The sequence below is a fragment of the Novosphingobium clariflavum genome, assembly GCF_026420865.1.
Lineage (GTDB): Bacteria > Pseudomonadota > Alphaproteobacteria > Sphingomonadales > Sphingomonadaceae > Novosphingobium > Novosphingobium clariflavum.
The window spans coordinates 304,218-325,670 of the sequence record NZ_JAPCWC010000001.1; the positions used below are offsets into that span (position 1 = coordinate 304,218).

A 21,453-nucleotide genomic window follows, 5' to 3' on the forward strand; every position below is an offset into this window, starting at 1 on the left:
TCAGCCGGTCGGGGCGAGCGCTGCGGCGAGGAAGGCGGCGCCGATTTCCGCGCCTTCACGGCTGATGGTGTGGCCCAGGCCCGGCAGGATCGTGCTGTCGGCCGCGATGCCGAGGGCCGAAAGCCGCGCGGCGGCATCGGTGGTTTCGGCAGGCGGGATCACCGGATCGCTGCCGCCGTGGATCAGGGCAACACGCGTTTGCGGTGATGGCTCGAGCGGCCCGGGCGACGCCAGTCGGCCCGAATAGCCCAGCAGTGCGGCCACCGGCCAGCGACCAGAGACGACCGCGTCGAGCGCCATGATGGTGCCTTGCGAAAAGCCGACCAGCGCGACGCGGTCCAGCCGGTCCTCGAAGCCCTGCGCGGCAACGATCGGGGCGATCACGCCGTCGAAGGCGGCGCGGGCCGCCTCGACACGGGCCGGGCGGTTGTCGGCGGTGACGCCGGCAAGGCTGAACCACTGCCGTCCCGCCCCGCCGCCGTCGAACGCGAAGGGCGCGTCGGGGGACACGAACCGCGCTTCGGGCAATTGCTGCCGCCAGAGCTGGCCGAGCCCGGCCAGGTCGGCGCCGTTGCTGCCGACGCCGTGGAGCAGGATGACAAGGGACGTGCTCACGATGAGGTCTGCTCCGGGGCGGTTTTCGGCGCGGTGTTCGGTGGGGGGAAGTCGGCAAGCTGCGGGCCGAGGGGCACGATCCCGTTGGGATTGAGCGCCTTGATCGAATAGTAGCCGCGCTTGATGTGATCGATGCTGACGGTTTCGCGCAGGCCGGGAAGCTCCAGCATGCGCGTCTGGTATGCCGAAAGCGCGGGATAGTCGGCGATACGGCGCAAGTTGCACTTGAACAGGCCGTGATAGGCCGCATCGAAGCGCACCAGCGTCACGAACAGGCGCAGGTCGGTTTCGGTCACCCGGCTGCCGAACAGGTAGGGACCGCCCTCGGCCAGCCGCTGTTCGAGATCCTCGAGCGCGCCGAACACGTCGCCGAAGGCTTCCTCGTAGGCCAGCTGCGTCGTCGCGAACCCGCAGCGATAGACGCCGTTGTTGAGGCGGGGATAGATCTCGTCGTTGAGGGCGTCGATCGCCTCGCGCAGGTCCGCCGGGCAGAGGTCGAACCGGTCGCTGGCGAGGGCGCCGAAGCCGGAATTGAACATGCGCAGGATGTCGGCGGATTCGTTGTTGACGATGGTATCGGTCTCGCGGTCCCACAGCACCGGAACCGTCGCGCGGCCGGTATAGCGGGGATCGGCGCGGGTGTAGATCTCGTGCATGTAGAGCGCGCCGTGGACCGGGTCGCGGTCGCTGCCGGGATAGTCGCCGAAACGCCAGCCTTCCTCGGTCAGCATCGGTTCGACCACGCTGACGCTGACCACCTCTTCCAGGCCCTTGAGCGTGCGGGCGATCAGGGTGCGCGAGGCCCAGGGGCAGATCAGCGCGACATAGAGGTGATAGCGCCCTGCCTCGGCACGGAAGCCGCCGGTGCCGGTGGGGCCCGCCGCGCCGTCGGTCGTGACCCAGTTGCGGAAGCCGGAGACCTGGCGGACAAAACCGCCCTTTTCGTCGGTGGACTGGACCGGCTGCCAGTCCGCCGTCCACTTGCCGTCGACCAGCATGGAGGATCCTTGCGATGGGAGGTGGGAGATGGGAGGCGGGAGGCGGGAGGCGGGAGGGGCCTTGGCGGTCCCTCCCGGTTCAGGCGATCAGCCGACCTTTTCGAAGGCGGCGGTGATGCGGATCTGCACTTCGTCGCTGACGGCAGGCACGTACTTGCTCACGCCGAAGTCCGAGCGCTTGAGCGTGCCGGTGGCGGCGAAGCCGATCGTGTAGGCCTTGTCCATCGGGTTGACGCCGGCGCCGCCGAAGGTGGCATCGAGCACCAGCGGCTTGCTGACGCCGTGCATCGTCACCGTGCCGGTGATGCGGGCGGTGCGGGCGCCGGTGCGCTCCACCTTCTGCGAGACGAAGCGGATGGTGGGGTAGGTGGCGGCGTCGAACCAGTCGGCGCTCACCAGCTCGGAATCGAGCGTCGCATTGGTGGTGGAGATGCGCGCGACCGGCAGCGAGACGTCCAGCTTGGCATTGCCCAGCGCCTTGGGATCGAGCGAGAGCGAGCCGGTGGCGCCGGGGATCGTGCCGAAGAAGTCGTTGAAGCCGAAGTGGTTCACCGCAAACTGGGTCAGCGTGTGGTTGCTTTCGACCTTGTAGCTGCCGGCCTCGATGGTTTCGGGGGCGACGGGGGCTGCGGCGGACAGGAATGCGGGCGCGGCCAGTACGGGAACGAGCAGGGCGAGCGAAGCGGCAAAGGGAAGGGCTTTCAAGGGGATGCTCCTGAGATGGGGTTGCCGCCGTCTATAGGCGCGCCCGATTGCCCGGATAATCCGTCTTTATGTTTCATGACTTTCAACTGAGGGTACGAAATGGAACCGGCGCGGCGCCCGCCTGCGCCGGTCCCGTTCGGCTGCGAGCTCAGGTGCCGGGCGCGGGCTTGCGGTATGTCTTGCCGTCGATGGTGGTGACAAGATCGCCGTCCAGCGGTTCGCCCAGCGGGCTGATGACAAAACCGCCGGGTTCGGTGGTCTTCTTGGTGCCGGTCTGGGCCCCGCTCGCCCGCAGGTCCGAGTGCCAGACGATCCGGGCGCGCCCGTCCTTCATGACGAGCTGTGCGCTTTCGGTGCCGTCGATCACATGGGCGCCGTCGTCGGTGAAGCCCGCGTAGCGGGCCGACACGAAGGAAATGCGCCCGCTCGCAGTCTTGCGGATCTCCACTTCGGCCTTGCCGCCCTTCCACCCGTCCATCGTGAAGCGGCCGGCCGGGGCGGACGGGTAGCGCCTCGGCATCGGATCGCCGGCCCGGTAGGGGGTTCCCCAGGGCACGGCAATGGCCCCCGGCGCCGCCTTGCGGCCAAGCGGCAGCGCGGTCCGATCGGGCAGGCGCGCAATCATGAGCCGGGTCCGCCGTCCGCCCGGTTCGCTGGAGGCCGGGCAGGGGAGCGGATTGGCGCCGCCGCAATCGGGCGAGATCACTTGCGCCTGCCAGTAGACGACGTCCGTCCCGTCGGGCGACCAGGCCGGATCGGCGCGGGCGTTCCAGTCGGGATCGCTAGCGCTGCCCGGCGCGCCGTTTCCGGCATTGAGCTGCTGCCCGCGATACGTGCCCCGGTCGCCCCAGCGGTCGATCAGGATCGGCTGGAAGAAGCGGCGCATGCCGTTGCGATAGCCATACCGCGCGCTGAGCATGACCATGCGCGTCAGTTCGTCGGTCAGTGGCGGGATGCCCTGCATGGCGCCGTAGTACATGTGGCGCTCGACGGTGCGGTTGTCGAAGACCACGAGCCACTTGTCGTCGGGTGACATCAGGATCGGATCGGCATAGCCGGGGGCCGATGTCAGCCGGTGCGAATGGCCGGATTGCAGGTCGGTGATGAACATGTCGACGTTGCCGGATTCGGGAATGCCCATGCCGACCGCGTTGCGGCCGTCGCGGGTCCAGCCCCGGGCTTCGCCGATCGCGCCCTTGACCGGGTTGTGGATCAGCACGCCCGGCCTTTTGGGATCTTCGCGAAAGGCGGCAAATTCGGGGGAGCGGCCATTGGTCAGCACCTGGACGTCGCCGAGTTCGTAGCGCGGGACCAGCGGCAGCCCGCTGCGCGGCGCGGGGTTGAAGCGCAGCGTGCCGACCAACCCGTGCTGGTCGATGTCGGGCCCCGTCGCGATCATGTGGCTCCACATCAGATGGCGGCCATCGGGATTGAGCCGCAGCTCGCGCATCGAGCCCCCGGGGCCGGAGCCGTCCGCGCTGGTGTTCCAGCGGATCGGATAGATGCGGATGCGATCGGGCGTGCAGCGCTCGTCGGCAAGCCGGTATCGTCCGCAATCGACGACGTTGGTTCCCGCGATCATTCTGGTGCCGCCGGGGAAAGCCTGGGGATGATCCAGACTCAGCCACGGTGCTCCGGCCGGCACGGTGCGTCCATGCTCGTTGGTGCTGGCCGGGTTGGCATCGCGGCGCGCCTCTGCCGGAACCCCGCAGGTGATGCATTTCCAGCCATCGCCGTTCGAAAAGACGGTGCCGTCGGTGCGGACCGCGATCACCTGCGGCCCGTCGTGGGTCGGATCCCCGGCGGCAGCGCCCGCAAACTGGACGGTGAGCAGCACGTGCCGCCCATCGCCCATGTAGGCCGGGCCTTCGACAATCCCGTCGTCGGCGGCGGTCATGCAGCCGGTCCCGCGCGGGTTGACCAGCTTCGTGCAGGCCCCCGCGGCTTCGGACGGCGCGGTGGGGGGGAGGGGGAGCGCGGAGACGGTCACCCGTTCGGGTTTGGGGGGCGCGGGCACCGCTGTGCCCGCTGCCGGTGCGGAAAATGCGCCAAGCGGCGCGAGCGCGGTGCCAAGACTGGCCAGAACGAGGGGGATGCGTGCGGATCGGGACATGACGGTTCTTCTCGAAATTGGTCCATCCGGCGGCGCAGCGACGGACGGGTGCGGGCTGGCGGGCTGGGTGCTGGGGGGCTCGCGGGAAGCGATCTGGGCGCGAAGCGGTCAGCCCAAGCGGGCAAGCACTTGCGGCAGTTCGGCAACCGTGAGGATGCCCGGCCGCGCGGCGCAGATCGCGGCAATCGCATTGACCGGGCGGTGGGCTGTCAGGTTGGGCAGCGTGGCCTGCCGTTCGGCGGGCGGGATCGGAAAACCGATGCTGATGTCGAGCGGCGTGTCACCTTCCACCGTCACCCGCCAGCCGTCGCTGCGCAGATCCCAGGCCGGTTCGAGCCGCTCGGTCACGAACCAGTTGCAGCGGAACCGCAGGACCGGTCTGCCTTCGCGCAGGCCGGTCGTCACCATCCTCTGGCCGGCCACCGAGCCTGCCGGAATGGTGGTCTTGTGGAGCAGCACCGGTTCCGCCGCGAGGGCGACTTCGCCGGAGACCTCGAAACGGTCGATGTCGATGCCCACCGCCTCTGCAAGCGCGCTCAGCGCATGGTTGAACACCGAATCGCGTTCTTGGAAGGGGCGCTCGGCAAAAGCCTCGGGACTATCGCCGAAGCCCATGATGCCCAGTAGCATTTCCTCCGAACAGCCGTCGATGCAGTTGGCGAATTCGTCGATGGTGAGAAGGTCCAGCCGCCGCGCCAGTGACAGCAGCACCAGGGGCAAGGCCTCGGTGATGAAGCCGGGGCTGCTGCCGGAACTGTGCAGGGTGGCACCGCCCGCCGCGCAGGCGGACTCGATGCGGGCGCGGATCGCCGGGTCCATGCTGGCGGGATGGAAGAACTCGGCCCGCGTCGTCGCGATGTTGATGCCGTTTTCCAGCAAGGCGCAGACATCGTTGAAGTCGGTCTGCTCGGGCATGTAGAGCACGCAGTCCGGCTTCAGCGCCAGGACCGCGGCAAGGTCGCGCACCGCGGTGACCCCGGTTTCGGGCAGTCCGCACAGCGTACCGGCATCCTGGCCTTCCTTGGCAGGCGAGTAGACCTTGACCCCGACCAGTTCCAGGCCGGGGTGGGTGAGGACCGCGCGCATGGCCGCGGCGCCGACGGTTCCGGTGGCCCATTGCACGACGCGCAGTTTCTGCGCCGATGACGGCTGGTTCATGACATCTCTCCAAGGATGGATGCAGGGCGCGAGAACGCGCCCGGGGCTGCCTGCGGGGCCCTTATCCGATGAACATGCCGCCATTGACGGCAAGGACCTGGCCGGTGACGTAGCTGGCGCCGTCCGAGGCGAGATATTCGCAGGCCGCCGCGATGTCGTCCGGGGTGCCGGGACGCGGGATCGGGATGTGCTGGGAGATGATTTCCAGCGGCGGGAAGGTTCCGGCCGCGATCCCGGCTTCGGCCATGGGCGTTGCCACCACCGAGGGGGGGATGGTGTTCACAGTGATGCCGCTGGCGGCAAATTCGCGGGCCAGCGAGCGGGTCAGGCCGATCACCCCGGCCTTGGCGGCGGCATAGTGGGCGCGGTCCGCGGCGCCGGATTGGCCTGCCTGCGACGAGATGGTGATGATGCGTCCCCAGCTTGCCGCGACCATGTCCGGCAGGGCGGCCTGCACGGTGTTGAACACGCCGGTCAGGTTGATGTCGATCATGCGCTGCCAGGTCTGCGCGGTGACGTCGAGGAAGCCGATGCCCTCGGAAATCCCGGCATTGGCGACCACGATCGCGATCGGGCCGAGCTCTTCGCGGATGGCGGCATAGGCCGCCTCCACGCTGGCGCGGTCGGCCACGTCGACCTTGCGGGCAAGGATGCGTGCACCTTGCGCCCGCAGCGCCGCGCTTTCGCGTTCCAGCGCTTCGTCCTGAACGTCGAGCATGGCGACCGGATGGCCCTTGGCGGCAAACAGTCGCGACACGCCGAGACCGATGCCCGATGCCCCGCCGGTGACGACGACGACACGATTGGAACCCATATCTTCTCTCCCGTTGGGCGCTCGGCAAAATGGGGCCGGCGCCTTTTCATGTGCGGCGGATCCTGTTCGGTCACGCCAGTTTGTGCGATAATGTGGCGCACAACTTGCCAGCTGTCCAGCCTGGATATAGGCAAGCCAGCGAGGGGATCCGCGCGCCGCGATTCGACATTGCGGCGATGGCCGGGGCCCGAGAACAACAGGAGAAATGGGGATGCCAGTGCCAGACGTTTCGGATCGCTCGCTCGATCAGCTGATCTCGCTGAAGGGCCGGGGCGCGGTTGTCACCGGGGCGGCGTGGGGGCTGGGCAAGGCCGCGGCGCGGCGGCTTGCCGAAGCCGGCGCGTCGGTGCTGATCGCCGATATCGATGAAGAGGCCGCCGCCGCCACGGCCCGCGAACTGGCCGAGCGTTTCGGCGTCGATGTCGTCTCGATCCGCCTCGACGCCGGTGATCCGGCGTCGATCGTGGCAGCCGCCGACCTTGCCGAGAGCCGCTTCGGCACGCTCGACATCTGGGTCAACAATGCCGGGATCCCGTCGTTTCAGCCGCTGCTCGACCTCGACGTCGAGGAGTTCGATACCGTCCTGGCGATCAATCTGCGCGGCACCTTTGTCGGCGCCAGGGAAGCGGCGGGGCGGATGATCGCGCGGGGGCAGGGCGGGGTGATCGTCAATGTCGCCTCGCTGGCCGGCGTGCGCGGCATTTCCGAAGGGCAGGCTGCCTATTGCAGTTCGAAGCACGGCGTTGTCGGCCTGACCAAGCAGCTGGCGATCGAACTGGGCGGGCACGGCATCCGCGTGCTGGGGGTCGCTCCGGGTTTCTCGCTCACCGAGAAGACCATGTTCATCGCCGAATGGGACGAGGAAACCATCCGGAACTGCCCGATCCCCGGCATCGGCGGCAGCCGCGTCGGACGGGTCGGGGTGGCCGACGACATTGCCCGGGCAATCCTGTTCTGCGCCTCGGACATGGCGATGTTCATGACCGGCAGCACTTTGCTGCTCGAAGGCGGAATGGCGGCCTGACGGTTGGCGGGGGCGCGCCTGGGGGGGCGCCTGAGGGCGCGCCTGGGACAATGCTCCCGGGCGGCCTCTAGACGCCTGTACCCGGGCGCAGGAAACGGGCCCGCGTGGCGGCGACCGACTGGCGCGCGGCGGCGACGGCCTGCTCCTCTACCGCGAAGAGCAGGTGCTGGAGCACCGCATCGAGGTGCGCGTGCATGGCCGCGCGGGCGGCGGCCGGATCGCGCTGCTGCAGCGCGGCGAGGATGGCGCGGTGCTCCGCCACCACCGGTTTGACGTTGGCGGTGCGCGCCTGTTCGAGCAGCAGGCGGCATTCCGGCGAAGTGGAGCGCAAGGTCCAGAGCTGTTCGACGGTCCGGACGATGGCACTGTTCCTGCCGGCGCGGGCGATCGTCATGTGGAAGGCCTGGTCCGCATTCTCGCCGCCGCGCGCATCGGCGTTCTCCAGCGCGATCGCGGCGACGAGCTGCTCCAGTCGCCGGAGTTCCTCGTCGGTGATGTGGCGGGCGGCCAGAGCCGCGGCCTCGCCTTCGATCAGCAGCCGCGCCTCGATGAGTTCGAAGGGGCTGACGGTGAACTCGGGCTCGCGGTCGACGTCGCCGGGCAGCCGGATCACGAACGTGCCCGCCCCCAGGCGCGCCTCGACCAGGCCCAGCACTTCCATCGCCAGCATCGCCTCGCGCACGACCGGCCTGCTCACGCCCATGCCGGCCGCGATGTCGCGTTCCGCGGGCATGCGATCGCCCACCGCATAGGTGCCGGACTGGAGTTCGGCGATCAGCGCCTTCACCACCCGGCGGTAGAGCCTGCCCTCCTCGTCGCCTGCCGCATCCAGCCCGATGAGCGGCTTTGCACCCGCGATACCTGCCATAGCTTCCTGCCTTGCCGTTATGGTCGGACCAATATTGCCTGGACGCCCTGCCATGCGATCAGGCGATCTCGACCAGGGCGATCCCTTCGGCGGGCAGGTCGAGCGTGAGCGAGGCGTCGGCGCCGAGGCGGCGTGTTTCCACCAGCGGCCGCGAGACCTGCCGCAACTGCCCGATCTGCGCGCTCGAGGGGTACTGGGGGGAGCCCATCGCCCGCCAAGCCGGCATCGGCGAGCCGCGCTCCCAGTCGACATAGTGCACCTGCGCGGTCCGGCCGCCCTTTACCCCGTCGAACTGCACGGTCACGCGCCTGGCACCGCCGACGATCTTGCGTTCGGAGGTCATGCCGGGAATGCCGCCGGGCTGATCGACTTCGGCGAGATTCCACACGAGCGCACTGATCCGTCCTCGCCTGTCCTTCGCGGCCAGCGCCGGGCCCTGCGCGGCGAGGCGCTCGGTGCCGAGCCGGTGCAGCAGCCGGTAGGTGTTGAAGGAAGGCTTGGCGATGCCGTCGATCATCATGCTCCAGCCCATCGAGCCTTCCTTCAGCATGTAGTCGTCGACGCCCAGTTCCTCGTACATGCCGCTCAGCGTCCATTGCGACATGCCCGCGCAGTGCGCCATGCCGCCCGCGATGACGTGGGCGATCATCGCCGGGCTGTCGGACGACCATTCGGACAGCCACATCGGCTTGCCGGCGAACGGCCCGGCATCGATCGTGCGCCGGGCCGCGGCAAGCGCGTCGGGAATGACGGCATTGACGCTGCGGCGCGGGCTGCCCTTGCCGAAGACCTCGTCCTGGTTGTCACCGGCGTAGACATGGGTGGCGAAGAAGTCGACCGGCGCGTTGTTGGCCGCGCACCACTCGGCGAAATCGCCGATCCACGCGGTCTTGGAGGTGGCGGGGCCGCCGACCTTGATCTGCGGGTCGACCGACTTGATCGCGACCGCGACTGCCTTGTACATGTCGAAATAGCGCTGCTTGTCGGCGGTCCAGAAGAACGAGAGGTTGGGTTCGTTCCACACCTCGAAGGGCCAGCTGCGCACGGCCTCCAGCCCGTAGCGATCGACCATCGCGGCGGTGAAGGACCTGATGAAGCCCGCAAATTCGGCGTCGGAGCTGGGCGGCGTGATGTTGCCGCCGTAAAAGCCGAACTGGGTTTTGCCGGAGGCGAGCTTGCCGGGCATGAAGCTCAGTTCCACATAGGGCGATACGCCAAGCTCGAGCAGGCCGTCGTAGACGCGGTAGACGTTCAGCCAGTTCGGGCCGCCGCCGCGGCGCATCTCGAGGACGCTCTTGCCGAACACGCCCAGTTCGTCGTTGAAGATGCCGTGGAAGCGTGCGCGCTTGATGCCCGCCTCCGCCACGGCGAGCCGCATATCCTGCCGCCACTCCTCGCGCATGGTGATCGCCGCGCGGTCCGATCCGACGCATTCCTCCCAGACGTGGGGCAGGGCGCCCGCAACCGTGCGGGTATCGACCCGCACCGTTTCGCCGGCGAGGGCGGCGGCCCGTGCCCCGCTGGCCGACAATGCCGCGGCGGCGGCGCCTGATGCCAGAAACATGCGTCGATCCAACATGGGCAGTCTCTCCGGTATTTCGTGATGGGCGGGATTCAATGGGCGATCTCGATTCCGGCCAGCGCGGCGTTGCCCGACACGCTGGAGAAGTCGAGCTTGAGGCGACCGTCGCGGACGGTGACCGGGAAGCTGCGGAGCAGTTCCTTGAGCGGCGCCCCGGCGGCCCTGGCGATGTTGAGGCCCTGGATCACCGTCTGGCCGTTCGCGGTGACGGTGAGGGCCTGATCGGACGAGGCGGTCTTGCGCGGTTCGAAGAGGTGCAGCGTCACTGTCCAGCTGCCGTTCGGCAGGGGAATGTCGTAGCTATAGGCATCCCCGTCGCGCCAGTAGTCGAACAGCGCCGGGTCGGCTGCATCCACCGTGCGGATCGGCGCCATCGAGCGCCCGCCGAAACCGACGAGATTGAGCACGACCGGCTTGCCGCCCGTCACGAACGTGTCCGAACCGAAGTGGCGGCTGCCGTGCTGCCCGCCAGCTAGTTCAAGACCCGGCAGTTCAAGACCGGCCAGGCTACCCGCATTGATGCGCAGTCCGCTGCGCTCCACGTCGGGCCCGTTCCAGGTGGCGCGGTCGGTCAGGGTCTTGCCGCCCTGGGTGGCCGTGACCACCGCGGCATTGGCGCCGGGCCGCAGCGCCACGTCTTTCCATTCGCAGACAAAGTCCCGGCAGGGCGCTTCGCCGACCGGCTTTCCGTTGATCGTCAGGCGCGCGGACGGGGCGGTGGCATAGGCCTTGACGTCCATCACCGGATAGGCGCGGTCCAGATACCGCGTTCCGGCAAAGTGCAGGGCAGGGCTGTCGCTCCAGGCCACCTTGTAGAACCAGAAGGCATCCTTGCGGGTCTTGCGGTCGGCCGTGATCAGCCCCTTGTCGTTGAGGTCGACCGCGTCGCCTTCGTCACGCAGGTCGCTGCCAAAGTCGAACATCGCCCAGACCCAGCTGGCAAACACGAAATCGCGGGCGGCGAGGCTCGGCCAGGACTGCTCGTGGACCCATGCCTGGTACTCTTCGGGATGAGGACGGCCGACAAAATTGACATAACCGCTGCGCACGTCGTCGCTGTGCTGGCTGATCGCGCCGCCCGCGCCGTATTCGGTGAGCGAGAGCGGCAGCCCGGGATGCTCGCGGTGGAGCTTGTCGAGCGTGTTGCCCAGGTCCTGGCGGACCTGCAGGGGGTTTGGATAATACCAGCCGTAGTAGCGGTTGTAGCCGATCAGGTCGGTGCTTCCGGCCAGCTTCTCTCCGGCGGTCTGGATCAGCGTCAGCCCTTCGCAGCAATCGGCGAAAGTGGTCGGGCGATCAGGGTCCTCCTGCCGGGCGATGGCATTGAGGTGCGCAAGCAGGGCCTGCGGCTCCGGCGGCGCGCCTTTCTGGCCGAAGCCCTTGGCCGAATCCACTTCGTTGCCGACCGACCACATCAGGATCGCGGGGTGGTTGTAGTTCTGCCGGATCTGCTCGCGCAGTTGCTGCTCGGCATTGGCCCAGAGCGCATCCGAGCCCTTGCCGCCGGTGATGCTGGGGGTGGTCACGTAAGGCAGCTCGGCCCAGACCACCATGCCAGCCTTGTCGGCCAGATCGGACCAGGCATCGGCGTGCTGGTAATGGGCCTGCCGGATGGTGTTGGCACCGAGTTCCTTGACCAGCGCCATGTGCTGCGCGGGCGTCAGGGCCCAGCCCGAGCCGAGCGCGTCTGATGGCGCGAGACACCGCGCAGCTTCACATGCCGCTCGTTCAGGAAAAACCCCTTGTCGGCGTCAAACCGGAAGGTGCGAAGGCCCAGCGGCTGCGATACACGGTCCAGCACCGCCTTGCCGTCCGCAAGGGTGGCGGTGACCGAATAGAGGTAGGGATCGGCCCGTCCGTCCCAGCGATGGGGACGGGGCAGGTCGAGCGCCGCGCGCTGCTCGCCGGTTCCGCTCGCGAGGGTAACGGGCTGGACGGTGCGGGCGACGACCTTGCCGCGCGCGTCGCGGATCTCGGTCGCGAGGGTGAGGCTGCGCGGCGCCGGGCCCGCATTGCGCAGCCGGGTGCGCACCTCGACGGTCGCGCTTTCAGCCGAAATCCGCGTCGCACGCGCGTAGACGCCCGGGCCGCCGTAATCGAGCGGATCGATGGACGCGGCGGGAAGCTGGAGCAGCGCCACCTCGCGGTAGATCCCGCCATGGACGAAGAAGTCGCCCGAAAGGGGCAGCACTTCGGACGTGGAACTGCCCGGCTCGACCTTGCTGTTGTCCGCGCTCACCACCACGAGGTTGCGCTGGCCCGGTTTCCAGGCATCGGTGACGTCGAGCCGGAAGCGGGCAAACGCGCCCTTGTGGGTGCCGACATGACGGCCGTTGACCCAGACTTCGGCAAGTTTGCTGACGGCGGCGAAATCGAGGTACTGGCGCTCGCCCGGCCTGGCCTTGGGGGCATCGACCTGCAGGCGGTACCAGCCCAGGCCCTGCCGGTTGTCGGTCTCGCTGCCGCGCTTCAGGCTATAGGCGCCGATCCGGTTCCAGCTGTGCGGGACCGAGACCGGCTCCCAGTCCCGATCGTCGAAGCCGGTGTCGGTGACCGCCGCCGGAGCATCGCCGAAGTGGAAGCGCCAGCCCTGCGACAGGTCGATGGCCGCTCGCCCGGTTCCCGGCTGGTTGGCTGGCTGGGTGCCTGCCGGGGGGGCTGCCTGGGCGCCTGCCTGCGCCACGGCGGCGGGGGAAAGGGCGGTGGCGGCGATTGCCGACCCCAGCATCAGGCCTGTCAGTACCCGCTTGAAATCGCCCACGTGCCACTCTCCCTTTTTGTCGTTTTTGCAGGGCCCATGCCCGCCGATCGATCGCTTCCCGGTTCAGTCCCGGCGTTGTTCCAGCAGGCGCACGGGGCCCAGCAGGCCGGACGGGCGCAGCGGCGCGTCCTTCCGGTAGGTCGCCGTGGCGGTCCAGGTCACTTTTGCGGCGCCGCCCTGTGCATCGCCGGCCTGTGCGTTGCTGGGCTGGGCGTCGCCGATCAGCCGGTTGATCCACAGGTTCGCCACGCGGATCGTCAGGCGGTTGCGGCCGGGGCGCGTCTGCGCGCCGATGTCGATGCGGTAAGGCTGGTGCCAGCCGTATCCGGCCAGCTGTCCGTTGACGCGGACTTCGGCGACTTCGCGCGCCTCGCCGAGATCGAGCAGCAGCGGCATGCCTTTCTTCCACCCGCGCGGCGCCGTGAATTGCCTGGTATAGGTGGCGATCCCGGAGAAATAGCGGATCGCGGGATCGGCGTTCGCGTTGAGCGGCGCCAGTTCGCCAAGCCGGACTTGCGGCGGCGCGCCGCGTCCCGGCTCGAAAGCGACGTCCCAGGCCCCGCCAAGGACCGCCGCTTCGCGCAGCCCGACCGGCGCGACGGTGCGGGAACTGGCCGCACTGTCCTTGCGGAACACCACGTGCACCGCCTCGTCCGGGCCGAGCGTGAGAGGAACCGAGGTCACCCCTTGGGCGACCGTGAAGCTCACCGGTTCCGAGCGGCCGGTGTCGGCATGCCAGAGTTCGGCTTCCTTGCCCGCGACACGGAAATGCGCGGTGATCGTCTCGGCCCGGTTCGACTGATTGGAGATGAAGTAGCTGTCCCCGTCCGCCAGCTTGCGGTGGACGAAGGGCAGCACGGCCCCCGGCTCCCCGCCCGAGAAGGTGAAATCGGCCGGAATACCAGCCTGCGCCAGACCTGCGGCCAGATCGCCGGTCGCGATCACCCGGCCCCGGCCGACCGGATTGACCGCCGCTCCCGGCCACAGTTTCTGCACCAGCGAGCGGTAGCGGGCCGGGTCGGCGCCAAGGCCGGGATCGCTTTGCGGCGGCATGCCGATGACGGTCGCTCCCGCCTCCACAAGCTCGGCGATGCGCGCCAGGACGCGAAGGCTCATCCTCCCGGCGGTGCCGCCGAGGTACAATGCGCGGTATCGTGCCCCGCCCGCCGTCACCAGATCGCCGCCGTCATTGGCCAGCGCATCGATCAGGGCATCGGCGTTCACGAAGTCGAACGCGGTCCCGGCCGGAACCCCGCTGACCGGCTTGTCGCCGAACAGCCCGGTCAGCGGGGCTTCCTCGCCGTAGAAATAGGCAAGGTCGGCCCGGTTGACGCCCTGCTGGAGCATCAGCGAATTGCGCGCGACGTAGTCCATCCAAGGCCGCGCCAGTTCGCCCCAGGCTTCGTTGCGGTTGAAATCCTGACCGAAGATCGACAGCCGCAGGCCCGGTTTCCGGTCGTCCACCGGCACATGCACGGAGGTATGGATGACCGGGCGGTTGATGCCCGTGGCGAAGGCGAGATCGATCATCCGCTTGAGATCGCCCGGCCCAAAGGCCCAGGGCGACAGCATCGAGGTCAGCGATTCCGCCGCGACGGTTCGCTGCCCGTAAAGGTGGGCGACCGATGCCGCGCCCTTCATGTCGGCAAGGTAGGTCGGCTTGGGGCCCCGGTCACGCTGGAACGCCCACATCGCCGCCATCGGCACGTCCGTCCAGCGGCGCATGGCGATGTCGTCGCCAAGCTGCGGGCGGTGATCCTCCAGCGCTTCGCCGTAGACGAGTAGCCCGTTGTCGTGCGCTGCGCGGGCAACCGTGCCGTAGTGCTCGCTGGCCAGCAGATCGGCCAGAGTCTGCCGGAAATCATGCAGGAAACGCTCGCTGTCCTGCCGCGAACCGACGATCGTCCCGGTCAGCGCGGCCATCCAGGGGACCGGATCATAGCCGCGCAGGCGCTTGAACTGGGCCACCATCCGCGGCGTCCAGTTCGCCGCGCCGACCTCGATGCTGTCGGTGAGGATGGCGCGCACGCCCCTGGCGCCGAGGAGGTTCGCGCCCACCGTCTCGCGATAGGTCGCCAGATAGTGGTCCATGTAGCGGCGCACGGCTTCGCCGTCGTACTTGTCCACTTCGAGCCCGGTCGCCTCCAGCGGAGCGGGATGGTTCATCGTGCCGACAAGCGAATAGCCAAAGCGGATGATGCGCCAGCGCCCCGGCGGCGGCGTCCAGTCGACCGTGCCGTCGGCGTTGAGGCGTGCGGTCAGGTCGATGATCCGGTCCGGCGCCACGCCGGCGGAATTGGCAAGACCGGCGTCGAGCGCGTAATAGTCCGGCACGATGTCGAAACCGGCCTTGGCCTCGGCGCGGTTGACGCGCTCCTCGGCGGACAGCGCGAATTCGGCGACCCGGATCGAGGTCGCCGGCTTGCCGCCGGAAAAGCCCGCCGCAAGCGCCGAAAGGTCGACGCCCGCAGGCGGCGGGGCGAAGTTCGGCAGGCTGCTGGCGTCCTGGAAGACGATGCGGAAGGCCTGTGCCGTCACCGGCGCGAAACTGCGGGTCGTCGGCACGCGTCCGAGCGGAATGTCGGTGACGGTTGTCCACTGCCCGGCTGCGGTTTGCGCTTCCAGGCTGGCCTTGAGATTGGCGCCGATGAACTTGCCCGCGCCGCCGGGCACGAACAGGGTCAGCGCCCGGATCGTCCGGGCCGCCGGATAGCGGGCGATGAGAAGTGTCGGTTTTTTGGCGACTTTCGGCAGGTCGGCACCGGTTTCGAGGTCGCCGTCCGTCAGCGCTGCGGCAGCGATCGGCTGTCCTTCGCCGGTCGAAAATGTTGCTGCGGCGCCGTCCCCAAGGGCCGCTTGTGCGGGCACCGCGACGACCACCGCATCGCGGTAGAACGGCGCGGGAACGTCGGGCGCCTTTTCGTTGATCGTCGAGTTGGTGCCCGAAGTCGCCGCGATCGACTGGTACGGACCGGTCACCGAGGGCGGCATGGGCAGCGGACGGGCGAGGCGCCGGCCGCCGTTTACCGTCGTTTCGCTCCACACCAGCTTCTTCATGCCGTCGGCGGGCGTTACCCAGGGGCCGCCGGTCTCGGACCAGCCCGGCGATGAGGCAATCGCCAATTCGATGCCAAGGCGGTCCGCCTCGCGCGCTGCGGCCTTGAAGGCGGACTTCCAGGCGGGCGTCATGTAGACCAGTCGCTGGTCGACGATCTGGGGGCTCTGGAGATTGACGTCGAATGCCTGCGCGCCGCCGATGCCGATCCGCTTCATCCAGGCGAGGTCCTTGAGCAGCCCGTCCTCGGTGATGTTGCCGTTGATCCAGTGCCACCAGACCCGCGGACGTGCTTCCATCGGCGGGTCGCGGAACTGTCCTGCAAGCGAGTCAGCCTGATCGGGCGTGGCCGGGGATCCGGCCTGATCGGGGGTGGCCGGGGATCCGGCCTGGGCGCAGACCTGTCCCGAAACAGCGGCAACCGATAACGACAGCGCCAGCCTGGCCAGCACCGACTTTGTCCGAAATTGCCCGTTCTTCGCCATGGATGTCATCTGTCCGCCAATCGCATCCGCAGCCGCGCCTGCTCGAGTCGCGCCTGGCCATTCTCCCGAAATCGCCTCTTTGTGCGACACAATGTCGCCTATTGTTGCCGGTAAGCGCTGTCAAGTCGGTCAGGCCAATCCCGACCATCGTGGTCAATGCAATAAGCCAAGTCATGCCGCATTGCGCCTGCAACGTCTCCGAACGGGGAGGCGTGGCTACGGATAACGCCGCAGCGATCAAGCGATCATCGCGAGGTGCCGTGGCGGCGTCGAGGCGGCAGGGCGGCTCCGTGTGGCTCGCCCGGACGCGCAGAATCGAGCCGTTGGCGCGTCCCATCCGCGCATTCGCGTCGGCCGGGGAGCGCTGGCATCGACCTCTTCACGGTTGACGGTATCCGCCCTGTCGCGGTATGCGACACTGTATCGCATAAAATTCGCTGCGGCCTTGCGCGGCGCAGCAGGCCCGCAAGAGGCCGGAACCTGGAAGAGGGCGAGAAATGGCATCGATTACCGTAATAGGCGTGTCCGGCGAAGAAAGGCTGCTCGAGGCCAGGACCGGACAGACGGTCATGGAAGTGATCCGTGACGCGGGCTTTGACGAGTTGCTGGCGCTGTGCGGCGGCTGCTGCTCGTGCGCGACCTGCCACGTCCACGTCGAAGGCGGTCCGGCCGAGGCATTGGCGGCGATGAGCGAGGACGAGAACGACCTTCTCGATTCGTCGAGCCATCGCGGCGGCCAATCGCGCCTTTCATGCCAGCTGCCAATCACCGACGCGCTTGACGGACTGCGCGTGCGGATCGCGCCCGAAGACTGAATCAGACATATCGCTTGCCCGCCGACAGAGCGGCCAGGCAGCAGGAGTGGGAAAAATGACGGAACTGGCCGATCGGGACTATTTCACCGACCATGAGATCCTTGTCGATCCTTATGCCTATTTCGAGGCGGTACGGAGCAAGGGCCAGGTCTACCAGCCTCAGGGCAAGGACTATCTGATGGTCATGGGTTTCGAGGAAACCCTTGAGATCATGCGCAATTCGGATGACTTCTCGGCAATTATCGGCCTGCAGGGCGCCTCTGCCCCGCTGCCGTTCACGCCGCACGGATCCGACATCACCGACCAGATCGAGGCGCACCGCGACGCGTTTCACGGCGGTGACCTGCTGGTCAATCTCGATGACAATCCGCACCTGCAACTGCGATCGCTCGTCAACCGCCTGTTCACGCCCTCGCGCCTCAAGGCCAACGAGGCGTTCATCCAGGCCTTCTCGGACGAACTGGTGCGCGACGCGGTGGCCAATGGCGGCGTGGAATTGGTCAGGACAATCGCGACGCCCTTCGTCACGCTGGTTATCGCCGATCTCCTGGGCATTCCCGCCGAGGATCGCCAGAAGTTCATGGACATCATCGAGAACGCGCCGCCGCCCGGCAATCTCGACGGCGAACTCGACCTCAATGCCGAAGACCACCCGTTCATGATCATGGGCGGCTACTTCGCGCAATATGTGGCCGATCGCCGCGCCAATCCGCGCGAGGACATCCTCTCCGAACTGTCCAACGCGCTCTATCCCGACGGTACGCTTCCAGACGAGATGGCCATCATCAAGCTGGGCATGTTCATGTTCGGGGCGGGGCAGGACACCAGTGCCAAGCTGCTGGGCAACGCGGTGCGCTACATCGTCGATCAGCCGGGGCTGCAGGACCGGCTGCGCGCCGATCCCAAGCTCATTCCGGCACTGATCGAGGAAGTCCTGCGCCTCGAAGGTTCGACCAAGCAGACTGCTCGCCTTGCGCGGCGCGATACCCGGATCGGCGATCTGGCCGTTCCGGCCGGTACGAAGATCATGCTCTCGATCGCCGCTGCCAACCGCGATCCGGCGCGCTGGGAAGACCCGCAGGCGTTCAAGCTCGACCGTCCGAAGATTCGCGAACATGTCGCGTTCGGACGCAGCGCGCACACCTGCGCGGGCGCGCCGCTCGCCCGCGTGGAAGTGCGCATCATTCTCGAAAAGCTGCTGCAGTACACGTCCGACATCGATCTCGATCCCGCGGTGCATGGCCCACGCGGTGCCCGCAAGCTCAACTTCGAGCCGAGCTTCATCATCCGCGGCCTGTCGGAACTGCACCTCAAGCTTACGCCGGCCGAAGGCGTTGACCTCTCGTCGACGCGCCCCTCGGTGATCCAGAAGACCGAAGCAGCCGCCGCGCCGGTCGCGCCTGAGGCACCCGCGCCGGTCGCTTCGTCCGGTTACTCGACCGGCGGGACCAAGCTTGCCGTGCTCCTTGCCGATCCCGGTGCGAAGGCCGTGCTTGAACAGCACTTCCCCGGCATCACCACCGACAAGCGAATCGGCATGGCCAAGTCGATGACGCTGCGGGCGATCCAGAAGTTCGCGCCGGGCCAGTTCACCAACGAGACGCTCGAAGCCGTCGACCGCGACCTCGCCGTTCTGCCGGCGGCCTGAACCGGCCGCCCACCGTTCCGGGCCGGAGGAATCCTGCATGGCTTCCACCGGCCCCATGCCGAAGGCGACACGAAAACTTCGCCCCGGCGAAACGGGCAAGCCAATCCAGCCTGGTGGATTGACCGATGCGACACAGTGGCGCACAAATTCCGACAAGAAAAATCATATCGGGAGAGGATTCGATGCGTAGACAAAACGCGTTCATACTTGCTGGCGTGAGTGCGCTGGCCATGGCCAGTCCCGCGCTGGCCCAGGAGGCGGAAAGCACCAACGGCGCCGCCACCGCGAATGCCAATGCCACTGCCAATGCCGGCGGCCCCGGCGATGCTTCGGTCGTGACCGAAATCATCGTCCAGGCGCGCCGCCGCGACGAGAGCCTTCAGGATGTGCCGCTGGTTGTGAACGCGGTGACGGCGGATTCGATCGCCAAGCTGAACATCCGCAACTTCACCGACATCAATGCGGTGGTGCCGGGTCTCCAGCTCACGCCCAACGCGAACGGCATCGGCACCTCGTCCTCGATCCGCGGCGTCAACCACGACGTCAACGTCAGCGCCGAGAACGGCACGATCCAGTACTATCGCAACGACGCGCCGGTTCCCTCGAACTTCGTCATGCAGACGATGTACGACGTTGGCCAGATCGAAGTGCTGCGCGGTCCGCAGGGCACCCTGCGCGGGCGGTCGACGCCGTCGGGTTCGATCACCGCGACCACGCGCCAGCCGGATCTGGTGGAAGCGGGCGGCTACATGGCCGGCACGCTGGCCTCGGCTTCGGCCATCAACATCAACGGCGCGCTCAACATTCCGATCATTTCCGATGTGCTTGGCATCCGCGTGGCCGGCCTCCACAGCTTCGATCGCGGCAACCGCGTCACCAGCATCAACAGCGACGTGAAGCCGAGCAGCGAGACCAACGCCATCCGTGCCGCGGTGCGGTTCGAACCGACGCAGTGGCTGCGTCTCGGCTTCCTCTACGAAGGCATGCAGAACAATGGCACGCGGTTCGACCAGGTGCGTTCCGTCAGCCAGTACGATCCCGAGTATGTGCCCCCCGCAGGCGCGCCGGATTACGGCGAGATCGGCCTGAGCGATCGCCTCTCGGTGCAATCACGGCCGAGCACGACCTCGCAGAAGTTCCAGTTCTACAACTGGAATGCCGAAGTCGATGTCCTCGGCCAGCGCCTGATCTACGTGGGTTCGGCGACCTCGCAGAAGTACCATAGCTACGGCGTGCGCGACCTAGCGAACTTCTTCCCGGATCTCGCCATCGCGCAGATCGCGGACACCAAGGGCACGACCAGCAGCCATGAAGTGCGTCTGCAGAACCTTGACCGCGTTGCCGGGCTGTTCGACTACGTCGCCGGGTACTTCCACTATGCGGTGCCCTCGCAGACCAACCTCGACGATCTCAGCATAACCCAGTTGCGCCTTGCCGGACTCGGCTTCCCGATCGCCGCGCCGAGCGTGACGGACACCCCGATCTACGTTGCCAAGGGGACGCCGACGGAAGATTCCTTCTTCGGCAACGTGACCTTCCACCTCACCGAAGCGACGGAACTGTCGGGCGGATTGCGGCGCATCCACTTTACCGACAACCGCGATGGCCTGTTCATCAGCTGTACGCCCGAAATGTACGCGGCGGGCAACTGCACGCGCCAGAACGGCACCCAGTCGGACGTCAACGAGAACGCCACGATCTACAGCGCCAGCATCAAGCATCGCTTCACGCCGGACCTCATGGTCTACGCCTCCACGGGCAGTTCCTGGCGTCCGCCGGTCGTGGCGATCGGCAATTTCACCCATGCGGACTACACCGCGAACGAGATCGCCCATATCGCGCTGCCTTCGGAAAGTTCGAAGTCCTACGAGATCGGCTTCAAGTCGGATTGGTTCGACCGCAAGTTGCAGTTCAACCTGACCGCGTACCATCAGGACTACAAGAACTACCCCTACCGCGCGGGCGGGGCAGGGATCGCCTACATCAACATCAACTCGGCCGGTGCGCCGACGATCGGCAACTTCAACTTCGTCAGCGCGGTGCCGATCAAGGTCAATGGCGTCGAGGCAGAACTCGCCTTCACGCCGACGCCGCGCTGGAATCTCGGGGCAACGGTCAACTTCGCACGCAGCCGCATCGGCAACGCGCTGCTGGCTTGCACCGACGCGCTGAACAACCAGAGCGGCGCGGTCGGCTCCGACGGTATTCCCGATACGGTCACGCCGACGCTGGCGCAGATGCAGCAGGCCTATGGCGGCGAGCGGGTGGCGGAATGCGCGGGCGGCGGACAGTCGGCGACCTTCCAGCCGGAATGGTCGGGCGTGTTCAGGGCCGAATACACGCTGCCCCTGAACAACGATGTCGATGGTTACCTGCGCGGACTGTTCAGCTGGAAGGGCAAGTCCAGGACCGACCCGAACAATCCCTATGACAACGTCAAGGCCTATGGATTGCTCAACCTGTTCGGCGGCCTGCGCGCCCAGGATGGCGGATGGGAAGTCTCGGTCTACGCGAAGAACATCTTCGACACGACCAAGCTGCTGAGCCAGGACGATCTTGCGCAGTTCACCTCGGTAACCGACGTCTATCTCAGCCCGCCGACCTACAGCGTCGCGGGCATCGGATCGACGGTCTACAGCAGCCGCTATGCCGGTGTCGCGGTGACCGCACCGCGTGAATTCGGCGTGACGTTCCGCGTTGCGTTCGGCTCGCGCTAGGGATGGATCCTGAGATTCGCAGCCCCTGGCGGATGCGATGCGGTCGGAGCGGAAACCGCGCTGAGGTTGCTGTGAAAGGGAGGGCCGGGGGGTGT

16 protein-coding genes are annotated in these 21,453 nt (G+C 67.5%); 5 read left to right on the forward strand and 11 right to left on the reverse strand.

Going from position 1 to position 21,453, the window contains the following annotated elements:
* From OKA11_RS01220 to OKA11_RS01245, 6 genes are all read right to left on the reverse strand, one after another.
* Positions 1–615, reverse strand: a complete 615-nt coding sequence (locus OKA11_RS01220) for an alpha/beta hydrolase (protein ID WP_267218405.1) — start codon at positions 613–615, stop codon at positions 1–3.
* Positions 612–1,613 carry a glutathione S-transferase family protein gene (locus OKA11_RS01225; RefSeq protein WP_267218406.1) on the reverse strand — a complete coding sequence of 334 codons (1,002 nt, stop codon included), beginning with the start codon at positions 1,611–1,613 and terminating at the stop codon, positions 612–614. The genes OKA11_RS01220 and OKA11_RS01225 overlap by 4 nt, the downstream gene beginning before the upstream one ends.
* Positions 1,614–1,700: 87 nt before the next feature.
* Entirely contained in the window at positions 1,701–2,318 is a 618-nt protein-coding gene (locus OKA11_RS01230) for a YceI family protein (RefSeq protein ID WP_267218407.1), read from the reverse strand.
* Positions 2,319–2,466: 148 nt separating this feature from the next.
* Positions 2,467–4,431 (reverse strand): TolB family protein, encoded by a 1,965-nt coding sequence (locus tag OKA11_RS01235; RefSeq protein WP_267218408.1) that lies wholly within the window; start codon positions 4,429–4,431, stop codon positions 2,467–2,469.
* 108 nt (positions 4,432–4,539) lie between these two features.
* Positions 4,540–5,589 carry an NAD(P)H-dependent amine dehydrogenase family protein gene (locus tag OKA11_RS01240; protein WP_267218409.1) on the reverse strand — a complete coding sequence of 350 codons (1,050 nt, stop codon included), beginning with the start codon at positions 5,587–5,589 and terminating at the stop codon, positions 4,540–4,542.
* 61 nt (positions 5,590–5,650) lie between these two features.
* Entirely contained in the window at positions 5,651–6,403 is a 753-nt protein-coding gene (locus OKA11_RS01245; protein ID WP_267218410.1) for an SDR family NAD(P)-dependent oxidoreductase, read from the reverse strand.
* 211 nt (positions 6,404–6,614) lie between these two features.
* Between OKA11_RS01245 and OKA11_RS01250 the strand changes: the two genes are divergently transcribed.
* Positions 6,615–7,427 (forward strand): SDR family NAD(P)-dependent oxidoreductase, encoded by an 813-nt coding sequence (locus tag OKA11_RS01250; protein WP_267218411.1) that lies wholly within the window; start codon positions 6,615–6,617, stop codon positions 7,425–7,427.
* Positions 7,428–7,494: 67 nt separating this feature from the next.
* Here OKA11_RS01250 and OKA11_RS01255 read toward each other — a convergent pair whose 3' ends face one another.
* From OKA11_RS01255 to OKA11_RS01275, 5 genes are all read right to left on the reverse strand, one after another.
* The gene (locus tag OKA11_RS01255) at positions 7,495–8,295 is read right to left on the reverse strand and encodes a FadR/GntR family transcriptional regulator (protein ID WP_267218412.1); all 801 of its coding nucleotides are present in this window, start codon (positions 8,293–8,295) and stop codon (positions 7,495–7,497) included.
* Positions 8,296–8,353: 58 nt separating this feature from the next.
* On the reverse strand, positions 8,354–9,859 hold the full coding sequence (locus OKA11_RS01260) for a GH39 family glycosyl hydrolase (RefSeq protein ID WP_267218414.1): 1,506 nt from the start codon (positions 9,857–9,859) through the stop codon (positions 8,354–8,356).
* A gap of 50 nt (positions 9,860–9,909) precedes the next feature.
* Positions 9,910–11,523: a glycoside hydrolase family 2 TIM barrel-domain containing protein gene (locus OKA11_RS01265; protein WP_267218415.1), complete on the reverse strand. Its 1,614-nt coding sequence runs from the start codon at positions 11,521–11,523 to the stop codon at positions 9,910–9,912.
* Between the two features lie 14 nt (positions 11,524–11,537).
* Positions 11,538–12,638 carry a glycoside hydrolase family 2 protein gene (locus tag OKA11_RS01270; protein ID WP_267218416.1) on the reverse strand — a complete coding sequence of 367 codons (1,101 nt, stop codon included), beginning with the start codon at positions 12,636–12,638 and terminating at the stop codon, positions 11,538–11,540.
* A gap of 63 nt (positions 12,639–12,701) precedes the next feature.
* Positions 12,702–16,178 (reverse strand): glycosyl hydrolase, encoded by a 3,477-nt coding sequence (locus tag OKA11_RS01275; RefSeq protein ID WP_267218417.1) that lies wholly within the window; start codon positions 16,176–16,178, stop codon positions 12,702–12,704.
* A 497-nt stretch (positions 16,179–16,675) separates the two neighbouring features.
* On the opposite strand from OKA11_RS01275, the gene OKA11_RS01280 reads away from it, so the two are divergent.
* Genes OKA11_RS01280 through OKA11_RS01295 form a run of 4 tightly spaced genes read left to right on the forward strand, consistent with a single transcriptional unit; the run spans position 16,676 to position 21,358 of the window.
* A complete protein-coding gene (locus tag OKA11_RS01280; protein ID WP_267218418.1) occupies positions 16,676–16,993 on the forward strand; it encodes a 2Fe-2S iron-sulfur cluster-binding protein in 318 nt (105 codons plus the stop codon).
* 55 nt (positions 16,994–17,048) lie between these two features.
* Positions 17,049–18,641 (forward strand): cytochrome P450, encoded by a 1,593-nt coding sequence (locus OKA11_RS01285; RefSeq protein WP_267218419.1) that lies wholly within the window; start codon positions 17,049–17,051, stop codon positions 18,639–18,641.
* Positions 18,642–18,678: 37 nt separating this feature from the next.
* The gene (locus OKA11_RS01290) at positions 18,679–18,831 is read left to right on the forward strand and encodes a hypothetical protein (RefSeq protein ID WP_267218420.1); all 153 of its coding nucleotides are present in this window, start codon (positions 18,679–18,681) and stop codon (positions 18,829–18,831) included.
* Complete coding sequence (locus OKA11_RS01295) at positions 18,824–21,358, forward strand: TonB-dependent receptor (protein ID WP_267218421.1); 2,535 nt, start codon at positions 18,824–18,826, stop codon at positions 21,356–21,358. The genes OKA11_RS01290 and OKA11_RS01295 overlap by 8 nt, the downstream gene beginning before the upstream one ends.
* The last annotated feature ends 95 nt before the right edge of the window (positions 21,359–21,453 follow it).